The sequence below is a fragment of the Streptomyces mabaensis genome, from assembly GCF_053763515.1.
This window is the reverse complement of sequence record NZ_JBSOPZ010000057.1, coordinates 1-23,118: the sequence shown is the minus strand read 5'-3', so window position 1 is coordinate 23,118 and position 23,118 is coordinate 1. Positions and strand designations below refer to the sequence as shown.

Annotated in this window: 22 protein-coding genes; 13 read left to right on the top strand and 9 right to left on the bottom strand. The window is 71.4% G+C overall.

The annotated features are described in order from the left end of the window. Positions 1 to 52 precede the first annotated feature (52 nt). Complete coding sequence (gene hutH, locus ACWV17_RS32125) at positions 53 to 1,591, top strand: histidine ammonia-lyase (RefSeq protein WP_455362436.1); 1,539 nt, start codon at positions 53 to 55, stop codon at positions 1,589 to 1,591. Between the two features lie 96 nt (positions 1,592 to 1,687). On the opposite strand, the gene ACWV17_RS32120 is transcribed toward hutH, so the two are convergent. Then, positions 1,688 to 1,954, bottom strand: coding sequence for a hypothetical protein (locus ACWV17_RS32120; protein WP_455352828.1), 267 nt, complete (start codon positions 1,952 to 1,954; stop codon positions 1,688 to 1,690). Positions 1,955 to 2,062: 108 nt separating this feature from the next. Between ACWV17_RS32120 and ACWV17_RS32115 the strand changes: the two genes are divergently transcribed. The 5 genes from ACWV17_RS32115 (at position 2,063) to ACWV17_RS32095 (ending at position 8,561) form a co-directional block, all read left to right on the top strand. After that, positions 2,063 to 2,380: a hypothetical protein gene (locus ACWV17_RS32115; RefSeq protein WP_455352827.1), complete on the top strand. Its 318-nt coding sequence runs from the start codon at positions 2,063 to 2,065 to the stop codon at positions 2,378 to 2,380. A gap of 121 nt (positions 2,381 to 2,501) precedes the next feature. Then, the gene (locus tag ACWV17_RS32110; RefSeq protein WP_455362431.1) at positions 2,502 to 3,767 is read left to right on the top strand and encodes a L,D-transpeptidase; all 1,266 of its coding nucleotides are present in this window, start codon (positions 2,502 to 2,504) and stop codon (positions 3,765 to 3,767) included. Between the two features lie 274 nt (positions 3,768 to 4,041). Next, entirely contained in the window at positions 4,042 to 7,398 is a 3,357-nt protein-coding gene (locus tag ACWV17_RS32105) for a S8 family peptidase (RefSeq protein WP_455362435.1), read from the top strand. 148 nt (positions 7,399 to 7,546) lie between these two features. Next, entirely contained in the window at positions 7,547 to 8,059 is a 513-nt protein-coding gene (locus ACWV17_RS32100) for a hypothetical protein (protein ID WP_455362430.1), read from the top strand. 160 nt (positions 8,060 to 8,219) lie between these two features. Further along, positions 8,220 to 8,561 carry a DUF1330 domain-containing protein gene (locus ACWV17_RS32095; RefSeq protein ID WP_455362429.1) on the top strand — a complete coding sequence of 114 codons (342 nt, stop codon included), beginning with the start codon at positions 8,220 to 8,222 and terminating at the stop codon, positions 8,559 to 8,561. Positions 8,562 to 9,727: 1,166 nt separating this feature from the next. Here ACWV17_RS32095 and ACWV17_RS32090 read toward each other — a convergent pair. After that, complete coding sequence (locus tag ACWV17_RS32090) at positions 9,728 to 11,302, bottom strand: hypothetical protein (protein WP_455362434.1); 1,575 nt, start codon at positions 11,300 to 11,302, stop codon at positions 9,728 to 9,730. A 155-nt stretch (positions 11,303 to 11,457) separates the two neighbouring features. Next, the gene (locus ACWV17_RS32085) at positions 11,458 to 12,282 is read right to left on the bottom strand and encodes a hypothetical protein (RefSeq protein ID WP_455362428.1); all 825 of its coding nucleotides are present in this window, start codon (positions 12,280 to 12,282) and stop codon (positions 11,458 to 11,460) included. Between the two features lie 221 nt (positions 12,283 to 12,503). Here ACWV17_RS32085 and ACWV17_RS32080 point away from each other — a divergent pair, with 221 nt between their 5' ends. The 3 genes from ACWV17_RS32080 to ACWV17_RS32070 are packed head-to-tail and all read left to right on the top strand — an operon-like array spanning position 12,504 to position 14,649. Beyond that, complete coding sequence (locus ACWV17_RS32080; protein WP_455362427.1) at positions 12,504 to 12,947, top strand: hypothetical protein; 444 nt, start codon at positions 12,504 to 12,506, stop codon at positions 12,945 to 12,947. Beyond that, the gene (locus ACWV17_RS32075; RefSeq protein WP_455362426.1) at positions 12,944 to 14,335 is read left to right on the top strand and encodes a hypothetical protein; all 1,392 of its coding nucleotides are present in this window, start codon (positions 12,944 to 12,946) and stop codon (positions 14,333 to 14,335) included. The genes ACWV17_RS32080 and ACWV17_RS32075 overlap by 4 nt, the downstream gene beginning before the upstream one ends. Continuing rightward, on the top strand, positions 14,332 to 14,649 hold the full coding sequence (locus ACWV17_RS32070; protein WP_455362425.1) for a hypothetical protein: 318 nt from the start codon (positions 14,332 to 14,334) through the stop codon (positions 14,647 to 14,649). The genes ACWV17_RS32075 and ACWV17_RS32070 overlap by 4 nt, the downstream gene beginning before the upstream one ends. Positions 14,650 to 14,902: 253 nt before the next feature. Here ACWV17_RS32070 and msrA read toward each other — a convergent pair whose 3' ends face one another. Both msrA and ACWV17_RS32060 read right to left on the bottom strand, forming a co-directional pair. After that, a complete protein-coding gene (gene msrA, locus ACWV17_RS32065) occupies positions 14,903 to 15,577 on the bottom strand; it encodes a peptide-methionine (S)-S-oxide reductase MsrA (RefSeq protein WP_455362424.1) in 675 nt (224 codons plus the stop codon). 97 nt (positions 15,578 to 15,674) lie between these two features. After that, positions 15,675 to 16,781 (bottom strand): hypothetical protein, encoded by a 1,107-nt coding sequence (locus tag ACWV17_RS32060; RefSeq protein WP_455362423.1) that lies wholly within the window; start codon positions 16,779 to 16,781, stop codon positions 15,675 to 15,677. Positions 16,782 to 16,832: 51 nt separating this feature from the next. On the opposite strand from ACWV17_RS32060, the gene ACWV17_RS32055 reads away from it, so the two are divergent. Continuing rightward, entirely contained in the window at positions 16,833 to 17,978 is a 1,146-nt protein-coding gene (locus ACWV17_RS32055) for a cystathionine gamma-synthase (protein WP_455362422.1), read from the top strand. Between the two features lie 75 nt (positions 17,979 to 18,053). Here the strand turns inward: ACWV17_RS32055 and ACWV17_RS32050 are convergent, their stop codons facing one another. The 4 genes from ACWV17_RS32050 to ACWV17_RS32035 form a co-directional block, all read right to left on the bottom strand. Continuing rightward, on the bottom strand, positions 18,054 to 18,245 hold the full coding sequence (locus ACWV17_RS32050) for a DUF1059 domain-containing protein (RefSeq protein ID WP_455352817.1): 192 nt from the start codon (positions 18,243 to 18,245) through the stop codon (positions 18,054 to 18,056). 79 nt (positions 18,246 to 18,324) lie between these two features. Continuing rightward, the gene (locus ACWV17_RS32045; RefSeq protein ID WP_455362421.1) at positions 18,325 to 18,576 is read right to left on the bottom strand and encodes a hypothetical protein; all 252 of its coding nucleotides are present in this window, start codon (positions 18,574 to 18,576) and stop codon (positions 18,325 to 18,327) included. Then, on the bottom strand, positions 18,573 to 19,091 hold the full coding sequence (locus ACWV17_RS32040; RefSeq protein WP_455362420.1) for a sigma factor-like helix-turn-helix DNA-binding protein: 519 nt from the start codon (positions 19,089 to 19,091) through the stop codon (positions 18,573 to 18,575). Before ACWV17_RS32040 ends, ACWV17_RS32045 begins: the two co-directional genes overlap by 4 nt. A gap of 43 nt (positions 19,092 to 19,134) precedes the next feature. After that, positions 19,135 to 19,680: a MarR family winged helix-turn-helix transcriptional regulator gene (locus ACWV17_RS32035; protein WP_455352814.1), complete on the bottom strand. Its 546-nt coding sequence runs from the start codon at positions 19,678 to 19,680 to the stop codon at positions 19,135 to 19,137. Positions 19,681 to 19,839: 159 nt separating this feature from the next. On the opposite strand from ACWV17_RS32035, the gene ilvA reads away from it, so the two are divergent. From ilvA to ACWV17_RS32020, 3 genes are all read left to right on the top strand, one after another. Further along, the gene (gene ilvA / locus ACWV17_RS32030; protein ID WP_455352813.1) at positions 19,840 to 21,069 is read left to right on the top strand and encodes a threonine ammonia-lyase; all 1,230 of its coding nucleotides are present in this window, start codon (positions 19,840 to 19,842) and stop codon (positions 21,067 to 21,069) included. 121 nt (positions 21,070 to 21,190) lie between these two features. After that, on the top strand, positions 21,191 to 22,165 hold the full coding sequence (locus tag ACWV17_RS32025) for an ATP-binding cassette domain-containing protein (RefSeq protein WP_455362419.1): 975 nt from the start codon (positions 21,191 to 21,193) through the stop codon (positions 22,163 to 22,165). After that, a complete protein-coding gene (locus ACWV17_RS32020) occupies positions 22,162 to 23,019 on the top strand; it encodes an ABC transporter permease (protein ID WP_455352811.1) in 858 nt (285 codons plus the stop codon). The genes ACWV17_RS32025 and ACWV17_RS32020 overlap by 4 nt, the downstream gene beginning before the upstream one ends. The last annotated feature ends 99 nt before the right edge of the window (positions 23,020 to 23,118 follow it).

Here is a 23,118-nt window from a genome sequence, read left to right as displayed (position 1 = left end):
CGATCGGGTAGTGACAGGTTGCGATTCAATCCGTACGCTGCTGAATATGGATATGCACACTGTCGTGGTGGGGACGTCCGGAACCACCGCAGAGGACGTCATCGCCGTGGCCCGCGGCAACGCTCGCATCGAGCTGTCCGAGGAGGCCGTGGCCGCCCTCGCCGCCGCCCGCGAGATCGTCGACGCGCTCGCCGCCAAGCCCGACCCGGTCTACGGGGTGTCCACCGGATTCGGCGCCCTCGCCACCCGGCACATCAGCCCCGAGCTCCGCGCCCAGCTCCAGCGCAACATCGTGCGCTCGCACGCCGCCGGCATGGGCCCGCGCGTCGAGCGCGAGGTCGTGCGCGCGTTGATGTTCCTGCGGCTGAAGACCGTGGCCTCCGGCCACACCGGCGTACGGCCGCACGTCGCCCAGACCATGGCGGACATCCTCAACGCGGGCATCACCCCCGTCGTGCACGAGTACGGCTCGCTCGGTTGCTCGGGCGACCTCGCGCCACTCTCGCACTGCGCGCTGACCCTCATGGGCGAGGGCGACGCCGAGGGCCCCGACGGCGTCGTCCGGCCCGCCGGCGAACTGCTCGCCGCCCACGGCATCCAGCCCGTCGAGCTGCGTGAGAAGGAGGGCCTCGCCCTCCTCAACGGCACCGACGGCATGCTCGGCATGCTGGTCATGGCCCTCGCCGACCTGCACCGGCTCTACACCTCCGCCGACATCACCGCCGCGCTCTCGCTGGAGGCGCTGCTCGGCACGGACAAGGTCCTCGCCCCCGAACTGCACGCCATCCGCCCGCACCCCGGCCAGGGCGCCAGCGCCGACAACATGCTGCGGGTGCTGGCCGGTTCGGGCCTCACCGGTCACCACCAGGACGACGCGCCGCGTGTCCAGGACGCGTACTCCGTGCGCTGCGCCCCGCAGGTCGCGGGCGCCGGCCGGGACACCCTCGCGCACGCCCGCCTTGTCGCGGACCGCGAGCTGGCGTCGGCGGTCGACAACCCCGTCGTCCTGCCCGACGGAAGGGTCGAGTCGAACGGCAACTTCCACGGCGCGCCCGTCGCGTACGTCCTGGACTTCCTCGCCATCGTCGCCGCCGACCTCGGCTCCATCGCCGAGCGCCGCACCGACCGCCTGCTCGACAAGAACCGCTCGCACGGGCTGCCGGCCTTCCTCGCGGACGACCCCGGCGTCGACTCCGGCCTGATGATCGCCCAGTACACGCAGGCCGCCCTGGTCAGCGAGATGAAGCGGCTCGCCGTCCCGGCCTCCGCCGACTCCATCCCGTCCTCTGCGATGCAGGAGGACCACGTCTCCATGGGCTGGTCGGCGGCGCGCAAGCTGCGTACGTCGATCGACAACCTGACCCGGATCGTCGCGGTCGAGCTGTACGCGGCGACGCGCGCCATCGAGCTGCGTACCGGCCTGACTCCCTCGCCCGCCAGCCAGGCCGTGATCAAGGCCGTCCGCGAGGCCGGCGTCGAGGGCCCGGGCGCGGACCGCTTCCTCGCCCCCGACCTGGCGGCCGCCGACGCGTTCGTACGTGCCGGAAAGCTCGTCGCGGCGGTGGAGCCGGTCACCGGCCCGCTGGCCTGACGGTCGTACCGGCCTGCGTGCCGTACCCGAAAGGGCAGCCCTACCCGATCTCGGGTTCGGCGGCCCTTTCGGGTACGGCCGGACACCCCCTAGGTGTCAGAAGGGACGCGCGCGGCGCATCGAGAAGGCCACGAACCCCGCGCCGAGCCCGAGGAAGGCCGTGCCGCCGACGAGATACGGCGTGGTGTCCACGCTGCCCGTGTCGGCGAGGGAGAGCTGCTCCTCGGAAGAAGACGCGGCCGGTGCCTGCCGGGGGGCCGCCTGGTCGGTCTCCGCCGTGGCGTTGGCCGACGGGACGAACCACAGGGCGCACAGAAGTGTGCCCGCGGCAGTGGCGGTCAGCAGCGGTCGGCGTGCGGACACGGAGCGATCCCCCTTGTGGCAGCAGTGAATTGGCCGTGTGCGCCGATGCTAGTGAAAGCAGCGGGTCGCGGGAAAGCCGGGGCCCCGCAGAGCCTTACGCTCCGTCGCATGAGCACTTCAGAGACATCACGGTTTGTCCGGCTTCAGGTTGATCTGGTACTGGAGATCTCCGACTTCGACGCACTCACCGGCGCGGCGCTCGAACGCATCGCGCAGGACGAGTTCATGCCGGACGAAGAACGCGCGCATGCCCGGGCGGCCGTCCGGGAAGACGAGGCGGAGGCCCTCGCGTACCTGGTGGATCCCTTCGATCTGGTCGGCGAGGTGCCCGGGGTGGAGCTCGCACAGGCTTCCTGGAGCAGCGAGCCCATCGCGTACGACCCCGACTCGGTCGAGTGGGATCTCGACGAGGAGGAGAATGGGTAGTGGTGTTCCCCACATCCGACTGGATGCGGAACCGCCGGGACTCATTCTGAGTTGTAAGGGATTGGCAGGGAAACGCTGTCCGAGCGCGGCCCTGCGTCGGGGTTTTGGGGATTCGGCAACGATGGAGAAGCGTGTGATCACGGACAGCAAGCGGCGCAAAGGCCTGATGGCCGCGTCCGCACTGCTCGGCGGCGCCCTGGTGCTGTCCGGGTGCAGTGGTGACGGCGACGGCAAGGGCGGCGGCGACAGCTCGAAGAAGTCACAGGCTCAGGTGGACGAGGCGGCCGCCAAGGACTCCTCGCAGGCCCGAATAGAGATCACCCCCAAGGACGGCGCGACCAACGTCGGCATCAACTCCTCCACCAAGGTCACGGTCAGCGACGGCACGCTGACCAAGGTCGAGCTGAAGACCTCGGCCGGCGAGGCGGTGGCGGGCACCATGGCCGCCGACGGCAAGAGCTGGCAGCCGGAGGCCAGGCTGGCGCGGGCCACCAAGTACGTGCTCTCCGCCACGGCCAAGGACGCCAAGGGCCGTGAGGCCCACGAGAACGGCTCGTTCACCACGGTCTCGCCCGCCAACAGCTTTATCGGCAACTTCACGCCCGAGGACGGCTCCAAGGTCGGCGTCGGCATGCCGGTGTCGATCAACTTCGACAAGGCGATCACCGACAAGGCCGCCGTGCAGTCCGCGATCACCGTGAACTCCAGCAGCGGCCAGGAGGTCGTCGGCCACTGGTTCAACGCCCAGCGCCTGGACTTCCGCCCCGAGCAGTACTGGCAGGAGAACTCGACCGTCACCCTGAAGCTGGCGCTCGACGGGGTCGAGGGCGCCGACGGCGTCTTCGGCGTGCAGCAGAAGTCGGTCACCTTCCAGATCGGCCGCAACCAGGTCTCCACCGTCGACGCCAAGGCGAAGACGATGACCGTCACGCAGAACGGCAACGTGGTCAAGACCATCCCGATCTCGGCCGGCTCCCCGGAGAACCCGACGTACAACGGCCAGATGGTGATCTCCGAGAAGTTCAAGGAGACCCGGATGAACGGCGCCACCGTCGGCTTCACGGACGACGACGGCAAGGGCGAGTACGACATCAAGGACGTCCCGCACGCGATGCGGCTGTCCACCTCGGGCACGTTCATCCACGGCAACTACTGGGGCCCGGACTCGATCTTCGGCAGCGCCAACACCAGCCACGGCTGCGTGGGCCTGAACGACGTCAAGGGCGCGGGCGACCCGAACCAGCCGGGCGCCTGGTTCTACGACAACTCGATCGTCGGTGACGTGGTCGTCGTCCAGAACTCCCCGGACAAGACCATCAAGCCGGACAACGGCCTCAACGGCTGGAACATGAGCTGGGCGGACTGGAAGGCGGGCTCGGCGGTCTGACCCCGCGGCCGGCGGTCTGACCCCCGCGGTCCCCAACTTCCCGTACCCCTCGGCACGTTCCCCGGATGACGACGGCGGCACCTCGCACAGGTGCCGCCGTCGCCGTTCTCACCCGGACAACGCGGCCGTCTGACCTCAGCCACCCCAACCGGCTTCGTCCGACACGCTATTGAGCAACCGTCGGCCCCCCGACATACTGCGTATGCCGGGGGGCGGTCCACGTTCCCCGACCGATGGCTTCTTTCATCTCCAGGGGGATGACTTGCGCAGACAACTGAAGAGGGCGGGTGCGGCCACCGTCGCCGCGGCCGCCGCGGTGGCGCTGACGGCGGGCCTGACCACCCCGTCCGCGGCGGCACCGTCCTCGGAGTCCGCAGGGCCGGCGGCGAAGGGCCCGGGCGACCGGGCGCCGCTCGACGGCCGGCAGCGCATCACACTGATCACCGGCGACCGTGTCGTCGTCGACGCCAAGGGGCAGCCCGTCGGCCTCGAACGCGCCAAGGGGCGCGAGCACATACCCGTCAAGGTGCAGCGCGCGGGCGGCCACACCAGTGTCGTACCGGTCGACGCGCAGCGCCTGATCAGCAGCGGCAAGCTCGACGCGCGGCTCTTCGACATCACCGAGCTGTCCAGGCCCGAGAACCGCAAGGCGCAGCGCGGCGGCCTGAAGCTGATCGTCGGTTACCGGGGCGCCGCCGCCCCGGCCGCGAAGGCCGAGGTCCACGACGCGGGCGGCACCGTCCGCAGGACCCTGAAGTCGCTGAACGCCGAGGCCCTCAGCACGCCCCACCAGGACGCCGGCGCCGTCTGGGAGGCGCTGACCAGCGAGCAGCGCGGGGGCGCGTCGCGTACCACCGCCGCCGGCGTCGCCCAGGTGTGGCTGGACAGCGTCCGCAGGGCGAGCCTCGACAAGAGCGTCAAGCAGATCGGTGCCGACAAGGCCTGGGCCGCCGGCTACGACGGCAAGGGCGTGAAGATCGCGGTCCTCGACACCGGGGTGGACGCGACACACGCCGACCTCGCGGGCCAGGTGGTCGGCGAGAAGAACTTCACCTCGGCCGCCGACGCCAAGGACCGCTACGGCCACGGCACCCACGTCGCCTCGATCGCCGCCGGCACCGGCGCCGCGTCGGGCGGGAAGTTCAAGGGCGTCGCGCCGGGCGCCAAGCTGCTCAACGGCAAGGTCCTCGACGACGACGGCTTCGGCGACGACTCCGGCATCCTCGCCGGCATGGAATGGGCCGTGGCCCAGGGCGCCGACATCGTCAACCTCAGCCTCGGCGGCCGCGACACCCCCGAGACCGATCCGCTCGAGGCGGGTGTCGACAAGCTCTCCGCCGAGAAGGGCGTGCTGTTCGCCATCGCGGCGGGCAACGACGGCGCGTTCGGCCCCGGCACCGTCGGCTCCCCGGGCAGCGCGGAAGCCGCGCTCACCGTCGGGGCCGTCGACGACGACGACAAACTGGCCGAGTTCTCCAGCACCGGTCCCCGCGTCGGCGACGGCGCGATCAAGCCGGACGTCACCGCGCCTGGTGTCGACACCACCGCGGCTGCCGCACCCGGCAGCATCATCGAGCAGGAGGTCGGCCAGAACCCGCCGGGCTACCTGACCATCTCCGGTACGTCGATGGCGACCCCGCACGTCGCGGGCGCCGCGGCCCTGCTCAAGCAGCAGCACCCGCAGTGGAAGGGCGCGGAGCTCAAGGGCGCGCTGACCGCGTCCACCAAGCCCGGCGCGTACACGCCGTTCCAGCAGGGCAGCGGCCGTATCGCGGTCGACAGGGCGCTGACGCAGACCGTCGTGGCGGAACCGGTGTCGCTCAGCTTCGGCCTCCAGCAGTGGCCGCACACCGACGACGCGCCGGTCACCAAGAAGGTCGGGTACCGCAACCTGGGCACCACGGCCGTCACCCTCGACCTCGCGGTCACCGCCCTTGGCCCCGACGGCCGCCCGGCGCCCGCGGGCTTCTTCACCCTCGGTACCCAGCGGATCACGGTCCCGGCGGGCGGCACCGCCGACGCCGAACTGACCGCGAACACCAAGGTGGGCGCCCTCGACGGTTCCTACAGCGCGTACGTGGTGGCGACCGGCGGCGGCCAGAGCGTGCGCACCGCGGCCGCGGTCGAGCGCGAGGTCGAGTCGTACGACGTGACCCTCAAGCACATCGGCCGCGACGGCAAGCCGGCCACGTTCTACGGCACCACGCTGGCCGGCCTCTCGGGCGGGGCCGCCGGCAAGCGCTTCGACCCGTACAGCGAATCCGGCACCGTCAAGGTCCGCGCCCCCAAGGGTGGTTACCTGCTCGACGCCGCCCTCTTCGTGGACCCGGACGACGCGAGGAAGGGCGCGGACTGGGTCGCCCAGCCCAAGCTCGCCATCGCGGCGAACACGACGGTCACGGTCGACGCCCGGACGGCCAGGCCGGTCGACATCACCGTCCCGGACAGCAGGGCCACGTCCGCGTTCGCGGCGCCGCTCTACACGCTCGCGGCGGGCGAGGACTCGTACGGCTTCGGCTGGTGGCTCGACTCGTACGCGAACTTCCGCACCAGGCACCTCGGCCCGCAGATCATGGACGGGTCCCTCTTCCAGCAGTGGGACGGCCACTGGACCAAGGGCGCCGCCACCGAGTACCACGTGGTCCTCGGTACCAAGGTGAAGCAGCTCGCCACCGGCTACACCAGGCACCTGCGGCCGGCCGAGCTGGCCACGGTGAAGGCCCGGCTCGGCGCGCCGGCCCCGGGGAAGTCGGGGGCGGTCGGCGCGTCCGGCTCGTTGCCGGGCAGCGCCTGGGGCTCGGGGATCAACGTCGAGCGGAAGCTGCCGACCACCGCGACGCTGTACCTGTCCACCGCGGACAAGGCAACGTGGGGGCTGGACTTCGAGCAGTACGGAGGCCGGGACCCCGAAGGCTTCCCGGTCACCGAGGCGGGCTACTCGCTCGACGAGCCACGCCTCTTCCGGCCGGGCAAGAGCTACACGCAGACCTTCAACGTCGGCGTCTTCGGCCCGCGCATCGACGCGGACTTCGGCCTGGTCCGCGACGGCAACACGATGTATGGCTACCTGCCGGTGTTCGCCGACGGCCGCAACCTGGCCGGCGGCTCGGCGTACGCGTCCGTCCGTACGGTCCTGCACCGCAACGGCGTCAAGGTAGGCGAGCACCAGGACCCGCTGCAGGGTGAGGAGTTCTTCACGGTGCCGGCGGGTGAGGCGCTGTACCGGCTGAGCACGTCGGTCCGCCGTGACGCGGCGCTCTCCAGGGTCTCGACCCGCGTCGACGCGAGCTGGACCTTCCGCTCCAAGCAGGTGAGCGGGCAGGTGCAGCTCCCGGCTTCCACGGTCCGCTTCGGCCCGGCCCTCGGCCTGGACAGCACCTCGGCGGCGCGGAAGACGGTCGTGGTCCCGCTGACCGTCCAGGGCGCGGCGAAGGGGGCGAACCTCAGGTCGCTGGTGGCGTACGTGTCGTACGACCACGGCAAGACCTGGAAGAAGCTGACCGTGAAGAAGGGCAAGGTCAGCGTGAAGAACCCGGCGGCGGGCAAGGCGGTATCGCTGCGGGCCGTCGTCATGGACAAGAAGAGCAACACGGGGTCGGTGTCGGTCTACAACGCGTACATCGCGAAGTAGCAGTCCCCGTACGGCCAGTGGTTGCCCGCCGGAGCATGGGAAGCGCCCACGCTCCGGCGGGCCACTGCGTAACCGAGGCCCTGATCGGCCGTCTTGCCCGATGTGATCACCGCACTAAAGTCGTGATCATCACACTAAGCTTGACCGTATGAGTGTCGGGATTTCCGCAATGATCACCGCTGTCGTCGGTGTGCTCGGTACGCTCTTCGCCCCTCTCCTCGCCCAGAGGCTGACCGCCAGGGCGCGCGCGGCAGAGGAGCAGGCGGCCGACGAGCGGCGGAAGTTCGAGGAGCGGCGGGCCCAGTACACGGCCATGAACCGGGCCTCGCGCCAGTTCCACACGCTCCTCAAGGACGCCCTCCACCGGATCAACGACGGTGTCTACACCGGGCAGGAGAGGGCCCACCTGGAAGCGGCCCGCCTCGATCACCGGGACCGCTACGCGGAGGCTCAGATGATCGTCCCCGAGCGAATCCTGCGGGCCTCGCAGGACGTCAACCGGGTGCTCTCGGAGGCTGACGCCGTCGTCAAGCGGCTCGACCGCGGCCACGCCCGCCCGGGAGAGACGGCGGCGCAGGGGCTGGAGAACCTGAAGGAGGTCATGCCTTTCCTGATCGCGATGCGGCGGTTGATGCGCGCCGACCTGGGTGTCACCGACTGACGGGTTACCTCGGGACTGACGGGTTACCTCGGGACTGACGGGTTACCTCAGGGGTAATCGACGGGGCGGGGCTGGGCGGCGAGTATCGAGACAGCTCGCAGAGGAGAGCTTGAACAGGAGAGCTCGAAGAGGCACCCAGCTACCGAGGAGAAGGACAGCCGTGACTGCCTACGCCATTGGCCACATCCGCCCCGAGCAGCTCAACGAGGAGATCTTCGCGTACATGGAGCGGATCCAGGGCACCCTGGCTCCCTTCGGCGGGCACTTCATCGTCCACGGCGCGACGGTGGAGGTCCTGGAGGGGGCGTGGCCCGGGACCATCGTGATGATCCAGTTCCCCGGTATGGCCGAGGCCCGCGACTGGTACGACTCGACGGCGTACCAGGAGATCCTGCCGCTGCGCACGAAGCACATGGAGGGCGACGTGATCTTGGTCGAGGGCGTCGGCCCGGACTACGACGCGGCGCGGACTGCGGCTCGGCTCAGGGAAGAAACATCCTGACCCAGGGGTGAGTGGTGCGGGAAGGACAGACCCGCGCCCGGGGGTGGGTGGTTCGGGTGGGGGGCCGCCCGGTTGGTGATGATGGCGGTTGCGGGCCGGGTGTCAAGGGCGCTCCCTGCGGTCGCGTCGCTGCGCGATGGCCTTCGGCCACCCTGGACTCCCGTCCCTCCACCGCTACTGCTTGTTGAGGGGGCGGCCCCCGGAGCGGGGCCCCGGGAGCGCCTATCGGTTGGTCCCGGTCCGCTGCCGGCCGCAGGCCGGTGGGCGGTTGCGGGGCGCGGCAGGCCCGGGATGGGCCCGGCCCCGGCTCAGCGGCCGGCGCATGTTGGTGGTGCGCCATCGCCTTGCGGGGGCCCGACCCCGGCTCAGCGGCCACCGGGTGGTGGCTGGTGCGCGGTCGCCTCGGGATGGGCCCGACCTCGGCCAAGCGGCCACCGGGTGGTGGGTGGCGCGCCATCGGCTCGGGATGGGCCCGGCCTCGGCTTAGCGGCCGCAGGCCGTGGGTGGCCAGGCGGCGCGACAGGTCCGGGATGGGCCGCCCCGGCCAAGCGGCCGCAGGCCGGTGGGCAGGGGGCTGACTCGCGAGGGGCTCGGCTCCGGCTCAGCGGCCGGAGGCCGGTGGGGCGTTGGCGAGTGGGCAGGCCCGGAAGAGCCCGGACAGGGCTCTGAGCGGCTGTCAGACCGTTGGAGCCGAGGTGTGGCGACATCAGCCCGCATGCGGGGTCCGCAGGGCCTCAATCGTGCCCGATTTGCCGGGGTTTGTGGCCTGCTTGCGGGCCCTCTCGGCCGCTTGGTGTCAATCCACCTCGGATTGGGCGTTGTCGTAGGCCAACAGACGGCCGTCGGCCGCTATGCCGAGGCCCGCAACCCCCGAACCCGGTGCGTGTCTTTCCCCGCCTACCGGGCTGAGGTCACCGACGAGAGCGCAGCCAGCGTCCCGGCTCTGGTGGGGCCCCGCTCCCCGGGGCCGCCCGACACTCATCTGCACCAGCGGGACGGGGCGGACAGTCAGGGGTGGCCGGAGGCCATCGCGCAGCGACGCGACCGTAGGGAGCGCCCTTGACGGTCCGGTCCGGCCCGCCATACTCACAAACCGGGCGGCCCCGGGTTTCGCCGCACAACTCACCCCCGGGCACCGTCACCCCGCCACCCGCACCCCACCCCCCTCAGCACATCCGCCCCGCCCCGTACCCCCCGTACCCCACGTACCCCCCGTACCCCACGTACTCCGAGCCCAGCCGGTAGTCGCCGGCCTTGGGGACGGTCAGCGAGGTCCACTCCCCGTCCCGCCCGGCCCGCCGTACGCACGCCCCGTCCGCCCGCAGCCACGGCGAGTACGCCACCCGGACCGTCGCCGTCCCCGGCCTCGGCATCCGTATCACCAGCTCCGCGCTGTCGCCCCGCACCACCGAGGCCGGAGCCGTGACCAGCGGCACCGCGTCACGCACCCGGTAGATCCGCCAGCCCGCATCGGACCAGACCGGCTCCAGCCAGGGCGGGGCACTCGCCACCAGCGCCGCCTCCCCCTCGGCCGGGCCGTCGGGCCGGCCCGCGTGCACGACGACGTACTGGACGGCCCACCGGTCCAGCCATGCCCGGTACGTGTCCGCCGTCAGGCTCCCGTCGTAGAACAGCCGCCCGCGCTCCACATCGAGCTGCCGGTTCCAGCCGCGCGCCATGTTCACGTACGGCGCCAGCACCGCCGCCTCCCGGTGGTTCCGGGCAGGCACCACCTCCACCCGCCCGCGGTCCGCGCCCAGCCGCCGCAGCTCCGCCCGTACGCCCTCCGTCCGCGCGGCCCATGCGGGCACGCCGACCGAGACCCGAACGTCGTCCACCGTCTTGTCGGCCAGCCAGCAGCAGGACACGGCCAGCACCGCAGCCAGCACGCCGCGTCGCCAGTCCCACCGCCGCGCCGCAAGCACCGCGGCGAGCAGGACGGACGGGCCCACGAGACCCACGAGCCGCTCGACGTTCGTACCGATTGGCGACGCGATCAGGAACGTCAGGACGACCCCGACCGCGTACACCGCGGCCCCCAGGCGCGGCACCCGCCAGCCCGTCGGCGGCGCCGCCACGCACAGCGCCGCGCACGCCAGGAGTGGCATCCACAACTTCCCCGGGGACATCGGCTGTTCGCCCTGAAAGGGGAACAGCACGGTTGTCGCCCCCACCACCACGAACGGTGCCACGACCAGCGCGGCGGTCTTCCGCCACTGCCGGTCCAGGAGGTACGCCGCCCCGACGACCACCAGAAACAGCCCGGCCACCGGGCTCGCCATCGTCGCGAGCGCGCTGCACAGCACGGCGCCGGCGCCCGCCGGCCGCCGTCCGCGCAGTACGTACAGGACGGCGAGGAGCCCGATCGCCACCCCGAGCGCGAACGTCGTACGCCCCGAGACGACGTTGCACCACAGCGCGACGGACCCGAGCACCGCCGGCCACAGCGGCCTGCGCAGCCCGGCCCGGACGAGAACCCACCCCATCACCCACGACCCCGCGAGTCCGGCCGCGACGGAGACGGTCCGCACTCCGAGCGCGGCCATGAGATGGGGGGTGAGCAGGCTGTAGTTGGCGCTGTGCGTCCCGCCGTACCAGGACAGGTTGTACGCCGACCCCGGATGCCGCGCGGTGAACCCGGCCCACGCCAGCTGCGCGGCCAGATCCCCGCCGCCGGTCGCGAGCACGGCGGCCCACAGCACGTACAGCGGCACGACGACGCCGGTGGCGATCACCGGCACCCGCCAGATCCGCCACCGGACAGGAATCTCCTCGGCGGCTTGGCCCACCCCGCCCCGCGACCGCACTGCCAGACTCATCCCCACGGCCGAGACTGTAACGGCCACGCCTCGACGGGCAGCCGGCCGGCGGGTGAACGCTGGGAAGGCGGGACGGGTCAGGCGGACGGTCGCAGCCGCTCGATCCGGTCCAGGTTTCCGGCGAGCAGGTCGTCGTGGGCGAGGGCGAAGTCGCCGTTGGGCAGGGAGTGGCCGCCGAAGTAGCGGCCCATGACAGTCGACGGGAGGAATCCGCGCAGCTCATGACGCATGCCGCTGGAGTGGTCGACCGGCGTACCCCACCCGTCCGGGGCCTCGTCCGTACCGAAAAGCACCCAGTGGTCGACCGGCACGCCGGCACCGAGGTCGGGCGGCGCGCCGGTGTGGCAGTCCAGCGCGGGGAGTACGAGCAGCTCGGGGTCGATGGGCGGATACCACATGAGCAGCGGCTTGGCGCGTTCCGCCTCGGCGTTGTCGAAGCAGCACACCGCGATCGAGTGGCCCGGGTACTGGTCGGCGTAGAACTCCAGCAGCAGGGGATCAAGGCGCGGGCGCTTGTGGAACGGCACCTGGGTGAGCGCGGCGTGGAGGAGGGTCGGGTCGGTGGCGAGCAACACGGTGTAGATGTCGTGGTCGAACACCTCGACCCCGCGACCGGGGTCCGACCCCATCCAGTCGGCACCGCCGGTCACGCCTCTGGAACGGGGCCGGACGGCGTCCACCATGCGGCTGAGCACGTCGGAACTGCGCCCGGCAGAGATGAAGTTCGCCCGGCTCATCCGACGGGCGGGCAGATGCAGAAGCATGGCGTTGGGCCCGTCGGCAAGGTTGACGGCGGTGTTCTGATACCCCAGAACCTGGATCCGCCCATGCACGGCGTGGTTCCGCCGCCCGGCGTACAGGGTGGTGCCGGAGAACGCGGCCCGGTCCGTCGAGACACACATGCCCTCAACCTACCGACCGCGTCTTCGGGCCGGGAAGTAGCGTCTGGTGCTCAGCGAGGCGCGCGGCCGGCGGTTGGTCGAGATACGTCAGGAACGCGGTGCTCGGCTGCAGCCCTCTCGACTCCGTCTGGCGTCGAGACGACCTGCGCCGGTGATCGCCAACTCCCAGCCGGGTTACGGTTGATCCGCAGGCGACGCGTTCATGACGGGCGGGGGAGATCATGTCGTTCGACGGCGAGTGGGCGCAGCACAAGGCCGCTGCGCTCGCCAAGCAGAGCCCGATGCGGCTGGATTCGGTGCCGTCCGAGCCCGGTGGCGGCCGCCCCGGGGCCGACGGGACGCTGGTCGCCGACGCCGGCTCGATCAACGGAAACGCGAATCTCCTGATCGAGATAGCCGCTCTCCTCCATGAGGGCAAGCCGGACGCCGACGCGAGCACGATGGCGAGGGCGCCGCGGGCACACGCCGACGTCTCCGCGCAGGTCGACCGCTTCGCCCGGTTCGCCGGCGACCAGTTCCTCGACTCCGTCTCCCTGTTCGCCGCACTCGCCACGAAGCTGAAGGCCGCCGGTAGCGACTTCGTGGCGGTGGACGACGACAACGCACGGAGATTCCTCGAAAGCCTCCTCGAGGGCGGCTACTACGTCGCACCGGAGGCAAGGTGAGCGCGCTCAGTCACCGCAGCGACGTCGAGTTCCTCGCGGAGTGCAACCCGGCACTCGTCGAGCGCAATGCGGACGAGTTGAAGCGCCTCCGCGACCTGCTGGTCGAGGTCGAAGGGCCGGCGCGGCGGGCGGAAACCCGAACCGAATGGCAGAGCGAGGGCAGCAAGAGCTACGAGGCACGCGTCGCCGAGGCGCGTGCCCTCGTGGTCCACCTCGCCGAGGGCTACAACAAGGCCGCCAGTGCGCTGCGCAGCTACGCGTATGCGCTGCGGACCGCCAAGTCGCACTTCTCGGACGGCAAGGCCTCCGAGCAGGCCCTCGCCTCGCTCATCGCCACCAAGGGGACGGCGATCACCCGAGAGGCGCAGGAGGCGGAACCCATGCGCCAGTGGGAGGACATGAGAGGCACCACCGGATTCCTCGACTGGCTGGCGGAGTCGACGATGGACGTCGACGACATCAAGGACGAGGCAAACCGGCTGCACAACAGCGCCGGTTCCAGCTTCCACCTGGCGAAGACCACGGAGGAGGAAGCGCGCGACATCTGCGTCCACGCGATGAAGGCGGCATACGACCTGCTGCCCGAGTTCCGGCTTGTCGGTGTCGAACGCGCCGTCGTCTACGCCGCGATGGCCGCCATGCGGCGTGAGTCGGAGGAGGCCCGGAGCAATCCGCTCACCCGCCTCCCGGGCAGCGGCCCCAAGCGAGACTTCGCCCCGCCGGTCGGCGACGACCCCGTATCCCCAGCGCTTCGCGACATCAGGATGCGGGTCTCCGGCCTGCCGACGGCGGACGACAACTACTGGGACCCTCCGACGTCCGACGAGGGCCGCCGCGAGTGGATCTCCGCGAACAAGGAAATCATCCAGGCCGCGGCGAAGCACTCGGGCTTGCCGCCGGACATGGTGGCGGGTATCGCCTGGCAGGAGGTGGGAGGCTCGCCCGGCATCATTGACGACGGCATCGACGCGCTCCGTGAGCAAGCCGCCGCGCCGTGGGGTCTGTCTCCCATCGCACCGCAGAATCTGCCGTCGCGCGGGGGTGGCATGCCGGACGAGACGTCCTTCGGCCCGATCGCGATCCAGATCAGGCGGGGCGCGGAGGTCCTTGGCTACGATCCGGCCGATCTCACCGAGCATCAGCGCAACGTCGTCGAGTCCTCGCTTCAGGACCCGGCCCAGAACATCTTCATCGCGTCTCAGTACCTGGCCCAGCTGAAAGCGGAGAGCGAGTTCGCGGACGTTCCGGCGGACCGCATGACAGGCGCTCAGTACCAGGAGCTCGCCGCTCGCTACAACGGCGGCCCCTACTGGGAATCGGAAAAGGCCCAGAGGTACGGTCGGCTCTTCGACGCCGACCTCGCAAGCGCAAGGGACGCCCTTCAGTGAATGCCGACCAGCCCTACCACCCCGACCAGGACAAGGGGTGCCTGCGCTGGGTTCTGGGCGTCCCGCTGGTGACCCTCCACCTCCTGGCGGCCGGCGCCTGCTATTACGCCCTGACGATCCGCCCCGCGAACGAGGCCGAAACGGACGAGGCGGACTTCGGTATCGCCATGATGTCCGTCTTTGTGTTCTCCCTCAGCGCCCTGGCTCTTCTCATCACCCTGGTCCCCTCGAACCGCCGCGCGCTGGGCCGTTGGTGGCTCGTCCCACCGGTAGCACTGAGCCTCCTCGCGTCGCTGCGCTGGGCCATGCTCTGACCGCATGTCGGCTGCGCCGGAGTGTCGCGCGGTCGCAGCCACATCCACAGGCCGACGTCGACGGTGAGCTGACCAGCGTTTGCGAACCTGGCGCGCGGGATGGGAGGGCCGGGGCCGCGAGGGACAGGCCGTGGTGAAGCCAGGCGATCTCCTCGGGCGTCAGGCTTCCGATGTCGTGGCCGTCGAAGCCGTCAGCTCGATCCAGATGCCCCACGGGCCCTGGAGTAGCCGATATCGGATAGTGCGCAGCCCCTCAGGCATCCGGCGACGGCGCCCCGGCCACCCCGATCGGGCAGGCTACGCCCGTGCCGCCGATGCCGCAGTAGCCGTTAATGTTGCGGTCCAGGTACTGCTGGTGGTATGGCTCCGCCGGCCAGAAGGTGCGGTCCTGGGCCGGGAGGATCGTGGTCGTGATCTCGCCGTGGCCCGCGCGCGTCAGCACCGGCTGGTACGCGTCCCGGGACGCCTCCGCCGCCGCTGCCTGCTCCGGGGAGTGGGTGTAGATCGCCGAGCGGTACTGGGTGCCCACGTCGTTGCCCTGGCGGAAGCCCTGGGTCGGGTCGTGGGACTCCCAGAACAGCTTCAGGAGTGTCGGGTACGAGACGGCCGACGGGTTGAAGACGACGCGCACCGCTTCCGTGTGGCCCGTCAGGCCCGAGCAGACCTCCTCGTACGCCGGGTTCTCGGTGTAGCCGCCCTGGTAGCCGACCAGCGTCGTCCAGACGCCCGGCGTCTGCCAGAACTTCCGCTCCGCGCCCCAGAAGCAGCCCAGCGCGAAGTCCGCCACCTCCAGGCCCTCGGGGTACGGGCCCAGCAGGGGGTTGCCCAGGACGGTGTGGCGGGAGGGGACCTGGAATTCCGGCTCGGGGCGGCCCTTCAGGGCCTCCTCGGGGGTGGGGAGCTCGGGGGTGCGGCGGTGCAGGAACATCTGATCTCCTCCGGGGGCGGGCGTCATCCCGTACAACGCAGGGCCGCTCCGGAGGATTCCGGCCACGGCCACCGGCCCGCGTCAGCGGGGCAGCGCGTCAGCGGGGCAGCGTGGCCGGGTCGCCTCCGTTCGCCTCGTACCCCGCGACCGCCAGCGCCCGGTACACCGCGTACTCGGCCGCCGGGTCGCCGCTGTGCGACCACGGCAGCGCACCGACGTATCCGTCCACGTGCCGCAGCTGGTCCATCGCCTCCGCCCAGCGTTCGGAGCGGACCAGGAAGAAGACGAGCAGGTGGCGTACGTGCGCGAGCATCGGGTCGTCCGGGCGGGCCGAGTGCACCGCGTACAGCGCGCCCTCGACCGCGCGGGTCACCACCGCGCTCTGGTAGAAGCCCTGCACCAGGTTCACCTCGGGCAGGTGCTCGTACACCGCGAAGAGGGGGAGCGCGGCGAGCAGCGAGCCCTGCGGCGCGCGCGCCGCGGCGGCGTGCGTGAAGGCGTCGGCCAGCTCGCGCGAGCCGTGCCACTTCGCGCACCAGTAGTGCAGCGCGGCCAGGTGCGCGCCCATGTGGGCCGGCGCACGGTCCACGATCTTCGCCCACAGTTCCTCGAACTCCTCGCGGCTGTACCGGAGTCCGCGCGCGACGGCGAGTTCGACGATGTACGGGACGGGGTCGCCCGGCGCGAGCAGCGCCGCCTCGTGGCACACCGTACGGGCCTCTTCGAGGATGATCCGGTGGTCGTCGGCACCGACGCCGCCCGAGGCGCGCCACGCCTGCTGCACCAGGAACTCCGCGTGCACCTGAGCCCCGCCCGCGTCCTTCGGCGCCTCTGCGCGCCACGTCTGCAGCCAGCGGCCGCCGACGCCCGGCCGCTGCGCCAGCTCGAACGCGGCGGCGCCGGCGAACGCCTGCACCCGCTGCCAGCGCACCTCGCCGTCCTTGTCGGTCCCGGCCAGCAGCTGCGCGGCGGCCCGCCAGTCCTGCGTGCGCTGGACCAGCTCCAGGACGTCCATCAGGTCCTGGTCGCGCCCGGGGACCCGGATGTCGAGGAGTTCCTGGCGTACGAAGCCGTAGTTCGCGGGGTCGGCGGCGTCGGGCGTGCCGGGGGCGACCTGCCGCAGGCCGGCGCGCCTGCGCATGAGGTACGGACCGATGACCGCGGCCAGCATGCCCAGCGCGATCAGGAACCAGAGAATCTCCATGCCTCAAGCGAACCAGATGCGCGAGGGTTCCGACGAACTAGGCTCTGGTTCATGAGCGACCAGCACAGCTTCGAGACTCTCGCGATCCACGCGGGCAACACCGCAGACCCTCTGACCGGCGCCGTCGTCCCGCCGATCTACCAGGTGTCCACCTACAAGCAGGACGGAGTGGGCGGGCTGCGCGGCGGCTATGAGTACAGCCGTTCCGCGAACCCGACCCGTACCGCGCTGGAGGAGAACCTCGCGGCGCTGGAGGGTGGCCGGCGCGGGCTCGCGTTCGCTTCCGGCCTGGCGGCCGAGGACTGCCTGCTGCGCACGCTGCTCGTGCCGGGCGACCATGTCGTGATCCCGAACGACGCCTACGGCGGCACCTTCCGGCTGTTCGCGAAGGTCGTCTCGCGCTGGGGTGTGGAGTGGTCCGTCGCGGACACCTCGGACCCGGCGTCCGTACGGGCCGCGCTGACCCCCAAGACGAAGGTGATCTGGGTCGAGACGCCGTCGAACCCGCTGCTCGGCATCACAGACATCGCCGCCGTCGCGGACATCGCGCGGACGGCCGGGGCGAAGCTCGTCGTCGACAACACGTTCGCCAGCCCGTACCTCCAGCAGCCACTGTCCCTCGGCGCGGACATCGTCGTGCACTCGCTCACCAAGTACATGGGCGGTCACTCGGACGTCGTGGGCGGCGCGCTGATCGCGGCGGACGCGGCGCTGGGCGACGAACTGGCGTACCACCAGAACGCCATGGGCGCGGTCGCCGGGCCCTTCGACTCCTGGCTGGTGCTGCGCGGCATCAAGACGCTGCCGGTCCGGATGGACCGGCACAGCGAGAACGCCGGGCGCATCGCGGAGATGCTGACCAAGCACCCGAAGGTCACCAAGGTCCTCTACCCGGGGCTGCCGGAGCACCCGGGGCACGAGGTCGCCGCCAAGCAGATGCGGGCGTTCGGCGGCATGGTGTCGTTCCAGGTCGAGGGCGGCGAGGAGGCGGCGGTCGGCGTGTGCAACCGCGCCAAGGTCTTTACCCTCGGCGAGTCCCTGGGCGGCGTCGAGTCGCTGATCGAGCACCCGGGCCGGATGACTCACGCCTCGGTGGCGGGCTCGGCGCTGGAGGTTCCGGCCGACCTGGTCCGCCTGTCGGTGGGTATCGAGTCGGCCGACGATCTGCTGGCGGACCTGTCCCAGGCGCTGGGCTGACCGCCGGGGTCCCGGGTCGGTTTTCGTACGTGCGCCCGGCCGGTCTTGCCACGCGAGCCCCGGCCGGGCGTCGGCTCAGGCGCTGACCTTCTCGTCCTCGAGCGCTTCGCGGACCATCTGACGCAGCTCCGCGTTGTCCTCGTGCCCGTGCACGGAGACCGCGTGTTCGGTGGCGGCCCGGATGACTTCCTCCTCCTCACCGGAGATGGCGAGGGTGCAGTTCATGACGCTCGGCGATTTGCGGCAGTCGACGACTTTCCTGGTCATGCGGACCTCCTCGGCTCATGCTGTACGCCGCTCACTCACACCTGCCGTACCAGGATAGAACCGGACGAAATGGCTGGTGCTACCAGCCTTCCAGCGGTGGCGCGATGTCCGACGACGGCTCCAGCCAGGGCTCGGCCAGCGCCGCCCACACCGCGAACGCGGTCGCGGCCACCACCAGCAGCAGCCACAGCAGCCGCCGGGCCGCGCGGTGGCGGCGCAGGATGCGGTGGCCGCGTTCCGCCGCGTGTCCGGCGAGCTCCGCCGGTACGGCCGGGTGCGGGCCTTCCAGCATCCGCCGGACCTCGTCCTCCTTGCGGTCCGGCGGGCTCACGATGCCACCTCCCCGCTGCGGGCGCTCACGGCGCCACCTCCCTGGGCCGCTCCCAGGTCCGCGCCGCCTCCCCGGGCCGGACGGCCGCTGCGCAGGGCCGCCATCGCACGGGTGCAGATGGCCCGGACCCGTTCCACCGGCAGGCCGAGCAGCGCCGCCGTCTGTTCCTCGGCCACCCCCTCGTACAGCCGCAGTACCAGGACGAGGCGCTCCTGCGGGGACAGCCGGGCCAGTACACCCCCGCGCGGCCTGTGGTGGCGCCAGGCGGTGCGGGCGAAGCGGGCCGCCAGTTCCTGGCGGGCGTGGTCGTACGGGTCCTCGCCGCGCAGCCGGTCCCACTCCGCGTACGTATGGGCGAGGGCGGCGGTCAGCAGCCGCTGCGCCTCCTCGTTCGCCTCGTCGGTCTCGGCGGTCAGCAGTGTCGCCGCATGCAGCAGCCGGCCTGCCGCGCCCGCGACGAATGCCTCGAACTCCCGGGCCCGGCGGCTGCCGTGGTTCGCCGCCCGTTCTCGCACCGTGCCTCCTGGCACTCATATGAGGCCAGGTGCGGCGCCCGGGTCAAGAGGTCGGAACGCCCCCGGTGTCGGAGACGGCGCCCCCGGCGCCGGCGGCCGCGTCCGCCTCTGCCGCGGCGGCCATGCGCGCGGAGAGCGAGGAGTTGAAACGGGTGAGCAGGGTGCAGAACGACTCACGCTCCTCCGGAGTCCAGCCCTCCGTCACCTGCGCCATCAGCTCGCGCCGCGAGGACCGCACCTCCTCCAGCCGGGCCAGGCCCCGCGGGGAGAGCTGGAGCACGACTGCGCGGCCGTCCTCCGGGTGCGAGGTGCGCTTGACGAGGCCGGTGTCGACGAGCGGCGCGACCTGCCGGGTCACGGTCGAGGAGTCGATTCCCATGCCGGCCGCGAGTGCCTTGACACCCATCGCGCCCTCCTGGTCGAGCCGGTTGAGCAGCAGATACGCGGCGCGGTCCATGGAGTTGCGGACCTGGCCGACACCGCCGAGCCGGGTCTGCTCGGCACGGCGGGCGAAGACGGCCACCTGGTGCTGGAGGGCATCGAGGAGGCCTTGGTCAAAAGCGGTCGTCATGTCCTCAGTGGTGGGCATGGCCTGGGGCTCTCTTCGTGCGGTGGTCGGTGGGGTTGGGGGACAGAGTACGCGGCCGGAAGCGGCCCCGTACCTGCGCTGAGCAAACCCGTACCCATGCCTTCTCCGGGGCGGCTTCCGGGGCGGCCGGGGAGCCTGTGAGCTGCGAGACTGGCGGTCATGAGCTTCCGTACGTCACACCCCTTGCCGCCCCTGATCCTCGATGACATCCGTGGTGCTCAGAAGATGCTCTCCGGGGTGGCGAGAATGACCGCGATGGAGGGCAGCCGCCACCTGTCGCACCTGGTGGGGGCGCCGGTCCACCTCAAGTGCGAGAACCTCCAGCGCACCGGCTCCTTCAAGCTGCGCGGCGCGTACGTCCGGATCGCCGGGCTCTCCCCCGAGGAGAAGGCGGCGGGGGTCGTCGCCGCCAGCGCGGGCAACCACGCGCAGGGCGTCGCACTCGCCTCGTCCCTCCTCGGCGTCCGGTCGACGGTCTTCATGCCGTCCGGCGCCCCGCTGCCGAAGGTCGCCGCGACCCGGGAGTACGGCGCCGAGGTGCGCCTGCACGGACAGGTGGTGGACGAGACCATGGCCGCGGCGCAGGAGTACGCGGACCGGACGGGCGCCGTGTTCATCCACCCCTTCGACCACCGCGACATCATCGCGGGGCAGGGCACGGTCGGCCTGGAGATCCTGGAGCAGTGTCCGGAGGTACGGACGATCGTCGTCGGCATCGGCGGCGGCGGGCTCGCGGCGGGCATCGCGGTGGCCGTCAAGGCGGTACGGCCCGACGTGCGGATCATCGGGGTGCAGGCGGCGGGGGCGGCGGCGTATCCGCCCTCGCTGGCCGCCGGGCACCCGGTGGCGATCGACGCGCCGCAGACCATGGCGGACGGCATCAAGGTCGGGCGGCCGGGCGACGTCCCGTTCAAAATCATTGGCGATCTGGTCGACGAGGTCCGTACGGTCTCCGAGGACGCGCTCTCCAGCGCGCTGCTGCTGTGCCTGGAGCGGGCCAAGCTCGTCGTCGAGCCGGCCGGCGCCAGCCCGGTGGCGGCGCTGCTGAGCGCGCCGCGGTCCTTCGACGGGCCGGTGGTGGCGGTGCTGTCCGGGGGCAACGTCGATCCGCTGCTGATGCAGCGGATCCTGCGTCACGGCATGGCGGCGGCGGGACGCTATCTCTCGCTGCGGCTGCGGCTGACGGACCGGCCGGGGGCGCTGGCGACGCTGCTGGGGGTGTTGTCAGTGGTGGATGCCAATGTTCTCGACGTGGGCCATGTACGGACCGATCCCCGGCTCGGGCTCACCGAGGTGGAGGTGGAGCTGCACCTGGAGACCAAGGGGCCGGAGCACTGCGCCGACGTCCGGGCGGCGCTGCACGAGGCGGGCTACACGGTCATCGCCTAGCGAGGCGGACCGCGGCGGCCGCACCCCGGTTCCACCGAACTGGTTGTAGTGACGCGATATAACGCGATACAGTGGCGCCCGGATTCAGCTGAAGAACATCCACATCAACGGGAGAACCCACATGCCAGGCGCCATCTACGCCGAAGGGCTAGTGAAGACCTTCGGCGACGTACGGGCTCTGGACGGCGTCGACCTCGATGTCCCCGAGGGCACGGTGCTGGGCCTGCTCGGTCCCAACGGCGCGGGCAAGACCACCGCCGTACGCGTACTGACCACCCTGCTGCAGCCCGACAGCGGCAAGGCGGTCGTCGCCGGGATCGACGTGCTCAGGCACCCCAACGAGGTCCGCCGCTCGATCGGCCTGTCCGGCCAGTTCGCGGCCGTCGACGAATACCTGACCGGCCGCGAGAACCTCCAGATGGTCGGCCGCCTGTACCAGATGAGCGGCAAGGACGCGAAGGTCCGCGCGGGCGAACTGCTCGACCGGTTCAACCTCGCCGACGCCGCCGACCGGCCCGCCAAGACCTACTCCGGCGGCATGCGCCGCCGGCTCGACCTCGCGGCCGCCCTGGTCGTCAGCCCGCCCGTGATGTTCATGGACGAGCCGACCACCGGACTCGACCCGCGCAACCGGCTCGCCCTCTGGGAGGTCATCGAGGAACTGGTCGCCGCCGGTACGACACTGCTGCTCACCACCCAGTACCTCGAAGAGGCCGACCGGCTCGCCCACGACATCTGCGTCATCGACCACGGCAAGGTCATCGCCCGCGGCACCTCCGACCAGCTCAAGGCCCGCACCGGCGGCGAGCGCGTCGAGGTCGTCGTCCACCAGCGCGAGCAGATAGCTCCCGCCGGCGAGGTGCTGCGCGGCTTCGGCAAGGGGGAGGTGGCCGTCGAGGACCACACCCGCAAGCTCACCGTCCCCGTGGCCGGCGGCGCCAAGCTGCTCGCCGAGGTCATCCGCGAGCTGGACGCGCGCGGCGTCGAGATCGACGACATCGGCCTGCGCCGCCCGACGCTGGACGACGTCTTCATCTCACTCACCGGCCACGCGGCCGAAACCGACGACGAGAACGACAAGGAGGCGGCCCGGTGACTGCCGTACAGGACGCCGTGAAGGTCGCGGCACCCCGGCCGCGCGGCGGTGTCGTCCAGTCGGTCTCCGACTCGCTGGTCGTCGCCCAGCGCAACCTGATCAGGATGACCCGCATCCCGGAGATGATCATCTTCGGGATGATCCAGCCGATCATGTTCGTGGTGCTGTTCAGCTACGTCTTCGGCGGCTCGATCTCCGTCGAAGGCAACACCTCACCCGCCGCGTACCGCGAGTTCCTGATGGCCGGCATCTTCGCGCAGACCGTGACCTTCGCCACCGCGGGTGCCGGCGCGGGCATCGCCGACGACATGCACAAGGGCCTCATCGACCGCTTCCGGTCGCTGCCCATGGCACGGGGCGCGGTGCTCACCGGCCGCACCCTCGCCGACCTGGTGCAGACGGCACTGACCCTGGTGGTCCTCGCCGTCGTCGCGCTGATCGTCGGCTGGCGCGCCCACGAGAACATCGGCAAGGTGCTGGCCGGCTTCGCCCTGCTGCTCCTGCTCGGCTACGCGTTCTCGTGGATCGGCGCGCTGATCGGACTCTCGGTCCGCACTCCCGAGGCGGCCACCTCGGGCGGGCTGATCTGGCTCTTCCCGCTGACGTTCATCTCGAACGCCTTCGTGCCGTCGGGCAACATGCCGACGTTCCTGCGGCACATCGCGGAGTGGAACCCGTTCAGCGCCACCGTGCAGGCCGCCCGCGAACTCTTCGGCAACCTGCCGGAGGGCTACCGGGCGCCGGAGGCGTGGCCCATGCAGCACCCCGTGTGGGCCTCGATCCTCTGGTCGGTCCTGATCATCGTGGTCTTCCGGACGCTGGCGGTCCGCAAGTACCGATCGGCGACCGCCTGACCGTACGGGCGTACGTACTCGCGCAGGGGGGGGGGGGGGGGGGGGGGGGGGGGGGGGGGGGGGGGGGGGGGGGGGGGGGGGGGGGGGGGGGGGGGGGGG